The organism is Acinetobacter sp. ANC 3781 (assembly GCF_004331285.1).
Lineage (GTDB): Bacteria > Pseudomonadota > Gammaproteobacteria > Pseudomonadales > Moraxellaceae > Acinetobacter.
In genome coordinates this window covers 110,944-117,485 of record NZ_SJOH01000014.1, presented here as the reverse complement: position 1 = coordinate 117,485, position 6,542 = coordinate 110,944, and the positions used below count along the sequence as shown (strand labels likewise).

The 6,542-nt window shown below is 31.8% G+C and carries 9 protein-coding genes; 2 read left to right on the top strand and 7 right to left on the bottom strand.

Annotation, left to right across the window (positions count from 1 at the left end):
• Nucleotides 1-816: 816 nt before the first annotated feature.
• Nucleotides 817-996 (top strand): hypothetical protein, encoded by a 180-nt coding sequence (locus E0H89_RS11530; RefSeq protein ID WP_205755857.1) that lies wholly within the window; start codon nt 817-819, stop codon nt 994-996.
• 426 nt (nt 997-1,422) lie between these two features.
• On the opposite strand, the gene E0H89_RS11525 is transcribed toward E0H89_RS11530, so the two are convergent.
• From E0H89_RS11525 to E0H89_RS11510, 4 genes are all read right to left on the bottom strand, one after another.
• Nucleotides 1,423-1,686 carry a DNA-binding protein gene (locus E0H89_RS11525; protein ID WP_131217210.1) on the bottom strand — a complete coding sequence of 88 codons (264 nt, stop codon included), beginning with the start codon at nt 1,684-1,686 and terminating at the stop codon, nt 1,423-1,425.
• A gap of 203 nt (nt 1,687-1,889) precedes the next feature.
• Nucleotides 1,890-2,666, bottom strand: coding sequence for an ERF family protein (locus tag E0H89_RS11520; protein WP_131217208.1), 777 nt, complete (start codon nt 2,664-2,666; stop codon nt 1,890-1,892).
• A gap of 11 nt (nt 2,667-2,677) precedes the next feature.
• On the bottom strand, nt 2,678-2,986 hold the full coding sequence (locus tag E0H89_RS11515) for a hypothetical protein (RefSeq protein WP_131217206.1): 309 nt from the start codon (nt 2,984-2,986) through the stop codon (nt 2,678-2,680).
• A complete protein-coding gene (locus tag E0H89_RS11510) occupies nt 2,986-3,270 on the bottom strand; it encodes a hypothetical protein (RefSeq protein WP_131217204.1) in 285 nt (94 codons plus the stop codon). Before E0H89_RS11510 ends, E0H89_RS11515 begins: the two co-directional genes overlap by 1 nt.
• A 195-nt stretch (nt 3,271-3,465) precedes the next feature.
• On the opposite strand from E0H89_RS11510, the gene E0H89_RS16470 reads away from it, so the two are divergent.
• Complete coding sequence (locus E0H89_RS16470; protein ID WP_165494048.1) at nt 3,466-3,636, top strand: hypothetical protein; 171 nt, start codon at nt 3,466-3,468, stop codon at nt 3,634-3,636.
• A 2-nt stretch (nt 3,637-3,638) separates the two neighbouring features.
• Here E0H89_RS16470 and E0H89_RS16465 read toward each other — a convergent pair whose 3' ends face one another.
• From E0H89_RS16465 to E0H89_RS11500, 3 genes are all read right to left on the bottom strand, one after another.
• Entirely contained in the window at nt 3,639-3,812 is a 174-nt protein-coding gene (locus E0H89_RS16465; RefSeq protein WP_165494047.1) for a hypothetical protein, read from the bottom strand.
• 422 nt (nt 3,813-4,234) lie between these two features.
• The gene (locus tag E0H89_RS11505; RefSeq protein WP_131217201.1) at nt 4,235-4,588 is read right to left on the bottom strand and encodes a hypothetical protein; all 354 of its coding nucleotides are present in this window, start codon (nt 4,586-4,588) and stop codon (nt 4,235-4,237) included.
• 205 nt (nt 4,589-4,793) lie between these two features.
• Complete coding sequence (locus E0H89_RS11500) at nt 4,794-6,506, bottom strand: synaptonemal complex protein 1 (protein WP_131217199.1); 1,713 nt, start codon at nt 6,504-6,506, stop codon at nt 4,794-4,796.
• Between the last annotated feature and the right edge of the window lie 36 nt (nt 6,507-6,542).

Here is a 6,542-nt window from a genome sequence, read left to right as displayed (position 1 = left end):
CTTATAAGTATAATAAATTTATCATTCTTTTAGCATTTAATGTTGAATATTAAAATTGCCTGAGTGGTATAGCAGATATTTTTATTATCTGGATTTATTTTTTTAAAATAAAAAAATTATGATTACTTAATTTTATCAATCACAAGTTTTTTAAAATATAAGTTATAAATAAATGATTAAAAGAATTGTTGTGTTACTGTGCAATTAAAAGCGAAAATGCTTGTTTTTTGAAAAAATCTTCGTTAGTATTGCCTCGCTTGAACTTGTTGATATATAACAATTTCAGCTTATAAGGGCCTATAGCTCAGTTGGTTAGAGCAGCGGACTCATAATTCTAATTCCTCCTATAAAATTCGCAATTTCCTACAATATTTCGCAATACCTCACTTCTCTTAGATCTACCAAAAGCCCCTATATACAATATGTTGCAATATTTGGCAATTTCTCGCAGTCTATAGAAATAATTCTACAGTCTACTATCGGTCTACTTATAACGCTCATTTGTAGACTGCAAGTAGACTATTAGAAGTTGGACAAAAAGTGTTTAAATATAGGACAGTTGAGAATTAGATATTTTATGTTTTTATAGTTTTAAAGTGGTTTTATAGATTCAGGATCATTAGGAAAGTGGAAGCCTTTCACGAGTATTGGGTAATAAGTGTAAATGGATTCAATAAAGCTTTGATACAGATCAAGTGGATAGATGTATCAAAATTACATTGACTAAAATTGACACAATGCAAAGATAGAAAAATAAAACTTAAAGAGTAAATTAGAAATTCAACGATATTCCCCAACTATAGGATGGAAATTAAAATGGCTAATCAACAACAAGGCAATCAAGGTCAACAACAAGGCGGTCAAGATCAACAGCAAGGCGGTCAAGGCCAACAAGGCGGTCAAGGCCAACAAGGCGGTCAAGGCCAACAAGGCGGTCAAGGTCAACAAGGCGGTCAAGGTCAACAAGGTAATAAAGACCAACAACAAAATAAATAACTTTTATTAAGTTAGTAATAAGAACCTAACTTAATAATGAAATATAAATGCCCAAAAGAAACTGAGATAAAATGTTTATTAACTAATTACCCTGATCGCAGAAATCGGGGTTTTTTTATAATTGTTTTTTGAAAAACATTTCACTAAATTTATTTATTTTTATAAATTCATCGGTGGAGAACAATATGAGTATGATCCCAAAAGATAGAAGTATCCTGATTATTATCATAGTAGCAGCTATTGTAATTATGTTAATTCTATATGCTCTCAATAGCGACGCAAGTGAAATGGGAGGGATGAATAAAGTCCAAGGATATTCATTACCTAATCTTGTTAATATGACTCATTTGAATGTATAGGTTAATCTTAAAATAGAATAAACAATGAAATTAAAAGATAAGAAAGCCCTCATAGGAGGGCATTTTATTAGGCTGTATGTTGAAGCCGGTTATTGTCCATAAATTCTAAAACATCTTCTTTCTTATACAGAACCGTTTTAGCTGTTGGTTTAGTAAATGGAATTCCACCACCTTCGCATCTTTTCTTTTGAAGCCATGCCAGGGATAAGTGATAAACCAATGCAATTGTCTCTGGAGTAAATTCAGCTTCCATCGGTGCATTGCGAAAATCTTTAATTAAAGCCTTTTTTTGACATTCAGACATTTTATCAATTTTGGTCAGACGAGCCATTTAAGGTACCTCCTTTTGAACCTTTAAGCATTCAAATTCCATCATCCTCTCCATCTTGCTTCTTTAAACTTTGCATTGGTGATTAGATCTTCAATTTCACCAACGCCTACGTTGCTAAATATGTGTGTCATCTTGGCCCCGAACACTGTGAGTGTTCGGGTGATCGTGGAGTATTTAAAGTTCATAGTTTCGCCTCAGAATAATTAATGACGAAGTTGATTGCTTTGATACGATTTACTTTGTATCGGCCATCCCATCTGATCCGCTCTTGCCCGGCAAGCATTAGTGATGCCAGCCTCATAAGTAGTTCCTTTAAATCTGTTTACTGCAGCTTTAAGAATGTCTTTGTTTTCGGCAATTTTGATTGCAGCTAAGGCATCGTTAAAAAGCTGGGCTTGAGTGCGTTTAGGCTTTTGTTGTGTATTTGCTTGCTGTTGAGCTGGTTGTTGATTGTTTTGGTTTTGTGCGTGATTATTCTGCTGGTTATTAGCTTGGTGACTTTGACGATTATTTTGCTGATTGTTATTTCGCGCACCATTGTTATTAACTTGGTTATGATATTCATCCGAGTCATAGTCTTTGGTGTCATCAATCAAAAACAAACCATTCAAAGCATACTTACGAGCATAAGAACTTGATGCACCGAATGTTTGCGCTACATCCATCCCTTTTTTACTGATTTCAACACCAGCATGTGCTTTAACTACTGTTTCTTTACCATTGAAATCAGTGAAAATCACTTTTGCAGTTACCACAACTACTGATCCAACTTCCTGTACCTCATCTGTAATGATCAGTGTGGAGTTGTATTTCTGCAGGAGTGGCTTAACTGCTTCAAGTATGTCTTCACAGTTACGATAGTTATAATTACCAAAAGAATTACGTTTGCTTTTAGGCGCTTTTAATTCTAGCTGGATTTGCTGCAAGACATTGATAGAGTGTTCTGCAGGATTTTGAATTTGATTATTAGAATTAGTCATGATAATTCCCCTTAAGCCCCAACCCAGCCCATGCGTTTTTTGTACGCACGACGTTCATGTAATGGAATATGCGAACTTTGCATACCAATTGCGAAAGCTTTACGACGTTGAAAAGCACGTTCACGGTCGAAGTTCTGTCGGATCCAAGGCTTAGCCACTTGTTCTTCTAAAGTTACTTTTTCGAGTTCACCGGTTTTACGATCTTTAACAAAGATGTCTTTACCTTGCTCAACATAAACAGTGTGGCCAAGGCGCATAGATATGCTGTTTAGTTCATAACCACCAAGGTATTCAGCGAATTTTTGATTAGAAGTAGTCATTAGTGAGTTCCTCCATTTGAAGATTGGAACTGCAACTGATACTTAACTGCTTGAGCCTGTTGGCGATCTACGTCATCTGAACAACTATGGACTGTGAAAACAGTTGATACGATTGTGATACCGATTAGAGAAACAGCAGCAAACTCTTTGAAAATCACTTTAGTTTTAGTCCAGAAAGATAGATGCATTTCTTCAGGTTTAGGTGGCTGAAACAAAATAGAAGTCGTTTGACTTTTGTTAGTGTCAAAATCTGGGGTTTGACTATGGGAATGGATTTGGTTCATACTTATCTCGCAATTTGCAAAGCCCTGATGTCCGTCGAAAGTAATCGGGGCTTTTTGTTGTCTGGTGAGATAAATATTACCTAAAAGGTAATTTAATGCAAGATAAATTATCTTTATTTTATCTTTTTGGTTGTTTTATTTTATAGTAGACAAAAGAAAACCCATTACAGGGATGGGTTGGATGGAGTCTTTAAGATGACTAGAGAAGATTTTCGAGCAAATTTATATCAAACTTACATTTCTTCAGGTATGCAAGATCCAGTCTTAATACAAGAATATATAAAGATTGCTGAAGAATTTGTTTTTGACAGCAAGCAACACACTAGTCTTCAGCAAATTGAATTGATTGAAAGATTAAAAGCTTAAAATTAATCGTCAGAGGATACTATCTTCAAACATTCTTTATAAATTTCTTTCCAATACTCGATATCACCTGCTTGGTTATTCTGTTTATAGTAAGCAGGATTTTTAAGGTCGATACGTGTTTGTATAATTTTATCAGCCATCTCAATAGCTAAACGTTTTTCTTCAATTGAAGGCATATTTTTCTCCGATATTAATAGTGGTTTAAGATCAATGTTGGCACAAAGTCTTAACTTCATAATATCAGGGAAAATATGGCTTTTTAAAAAAGAAAACCCACATAAAGTGGGTGAGATAGGGCTTACTTAGTTATTACAGGTCTTGTCTTCGGATTAGACCTTGGGTTTAAAATATCGAAAATTTATTGCAGAAATAAGAAACCCACCGAGGTGGGTCTGTGCGAGATAAATACTATCCTTAGTATTTCCGGGTAAAGATAGGCTCATAAGATGTCATTAGTATTTAGATATGCCTGATATATGACCATACAAGCTATCTTTTTGTCTTATAAAAAATGATTAGCAATATTAGGATAAGAATTAGAATTACAGCAATAATAGCTCTTTCCATAATGAACTCCTGTAAATCACATGCGAATCTTTCAGCAGTGAATCTTGTCTTTTTTCTTATAGTAATCCAATGCTATATCTAAATCAGACAGTAATTTAGCTTCAGTGTATTCACTCGGTGAAAGCTTCATTAAAGCTGGCATGTACTTGGTTTTGTATTCAGTAGAGTAGTCTTTACATAGAATCTGAATACGCACTTCTTGTGTTGTGTTTGGATCATCCAATTGATCTAGGAATTTATTAATCCGTTTGTCAGATTTTTCAAACTGGGCATTTGCTATTGACGAGTCTGTTTCATCTGAATCGGATGCTTCAGCTACTTTTGATTGGTTATCGCAGCCAGCAAGAGTAATTAACAGAGTAGTTGCAAGGATTCTTATTTTCATGATTATTGTTTGTTGTTATTGGATGAGAAATTATAAAGAAAAATTGGTAAAAGAAAACCCATTAAAGAGATGGGTTTAAAGAAAATAAGCAAGCTAAGAAGAATCCCTAAAAACCCTCAAAAAAAATAAAGATAAGTTATTATTAATTTAATGAAAAACAAAACAAGGAATAATTAAAAGGTGATTTATTACTATATAGATTGTCTTATATATAATTTAGATTAGATCGAAAAGTATCTAGTTCTAGTAAATGTTCATTATATTGACTTTGATTTAGTAATGAATCTCGTTTATTAATTAGTTCAATAACTTTAAAAGAATGTGCTTCATAATTATTAGGAAGAGATTCCATACCTAGTATAATTTGATGATGCTTGAATTTAGCAATTGTATGCACCATTTTATCTATATTGGGGATGTCTTGTCCATTTTGCTGGATTGTATCAATAATGATAGGGAATAAAGGAAAAGTAGTAAGCTCATAACTTAAGGTTATGTATGCTAAATGGGCTGCTAAAACACTTCTTGAACTTGAACTACCTGTTAAGCTAGGTTTATAATACACCTGTTTAGGTAGTATATCTGTATCAACATCAAGTTTGTCGTAAAAAAATTTAAGATAGCTTTTAAATTTATCTTTTCGATGTTTGATATCTTCTTCACTTTCCAACTCATTAATTTGTAATTGAATTGAGTCTATTTCATCATCTATGGAAAAAATTTGTTCATAGAGTTCCTGCATATTAAAGTTTAGATTTTGCTTAATATCTCTGTTTGAAAATGTTTTAATGATCGACTCAAACGAATAGTTTAAATCATTACTTAATTGAGTTTCTAAAGTTAATTCTTCAATTTCATCATTTATAAGTTTTAATTTTGAATCTAAATTTTTTTCATTTTTATTCAAATTTTCAATTTGTTCTCTTAAATTATATATATTTTCTTCAATTCCTTGAATATCAAATTCAACTGCTATATCTGTTTTTAACGTTTTTAAATGATTTGTTCCACAAGTTGGGCACTCTAAATATGTATTATCTTTAATTTTATTCAAAAAATTCTTATCATCAACTAATTCATGATGAGTGTTATAAGCATTTTTCAAAAGATTATGTAATTTATTTTTTTCTGAAATTACCTCAATTATCTCATTTTTTAGATCTTCTTGAGTTATTTTGCATTTTTTAAGAATTTCTGAAGTTTTTAACAATTTTTGTCTAAAAAAATTATTGTCAATGTCAGGTAGTGGTGTGTTTTCATATTCATGAATAATCAATTGATTTTCAGATTTTTTATAAATTTTAAGTTCAACTTCTAGCTCTTTCTTTTTACTATTTAACTTCTTTTGATTTTGTTTTTTAAGGACTGTCTCATTGGACACAATTCCTGTAAAGTGCTCTATAACTTGTTGATAAAAATCTATATATCTCGTTAAGCCGTCAAATGGACCATTCCAACGGTTTGACCAACTAGAATCTTGGTTTATATAGTATGGGGTAAGGATTCCTTGTAAACCTAAATAATATTCTTGTAAATTACTAAAATGAATAGCTGATAGAGGATAGTTAAAAAAAATAGCCATATGTTCTTGCCATTTTGAGTTTTCACTTGTCTCAAAAATAATTTTTTTACCAAAATCATATAACTTTCTATTTTCACCATTTCGAAAAAAATAAAAAATATCCTCATCATAAGAGATAGTTAATAAACAAGTAATATTTCTATCTAATTTACCATTGGTAAAAAAATGAGTAGGGCTTAGTCCTAATGCCCAAAAAATTGACTTTATAACTGTAGATTTTCCACGATGATTTTCTGCAAAAATAATATTATTTTTGGCCTCTATTATGATTTTTTTTGAACTTTTTTCTTTTTTTGAAAGTATTAAAATCTCCTTGAATGTTATCTTCGATTTCAATTTGTTTCCCCTGTCTTAAGTTACGTATAAGTTTTA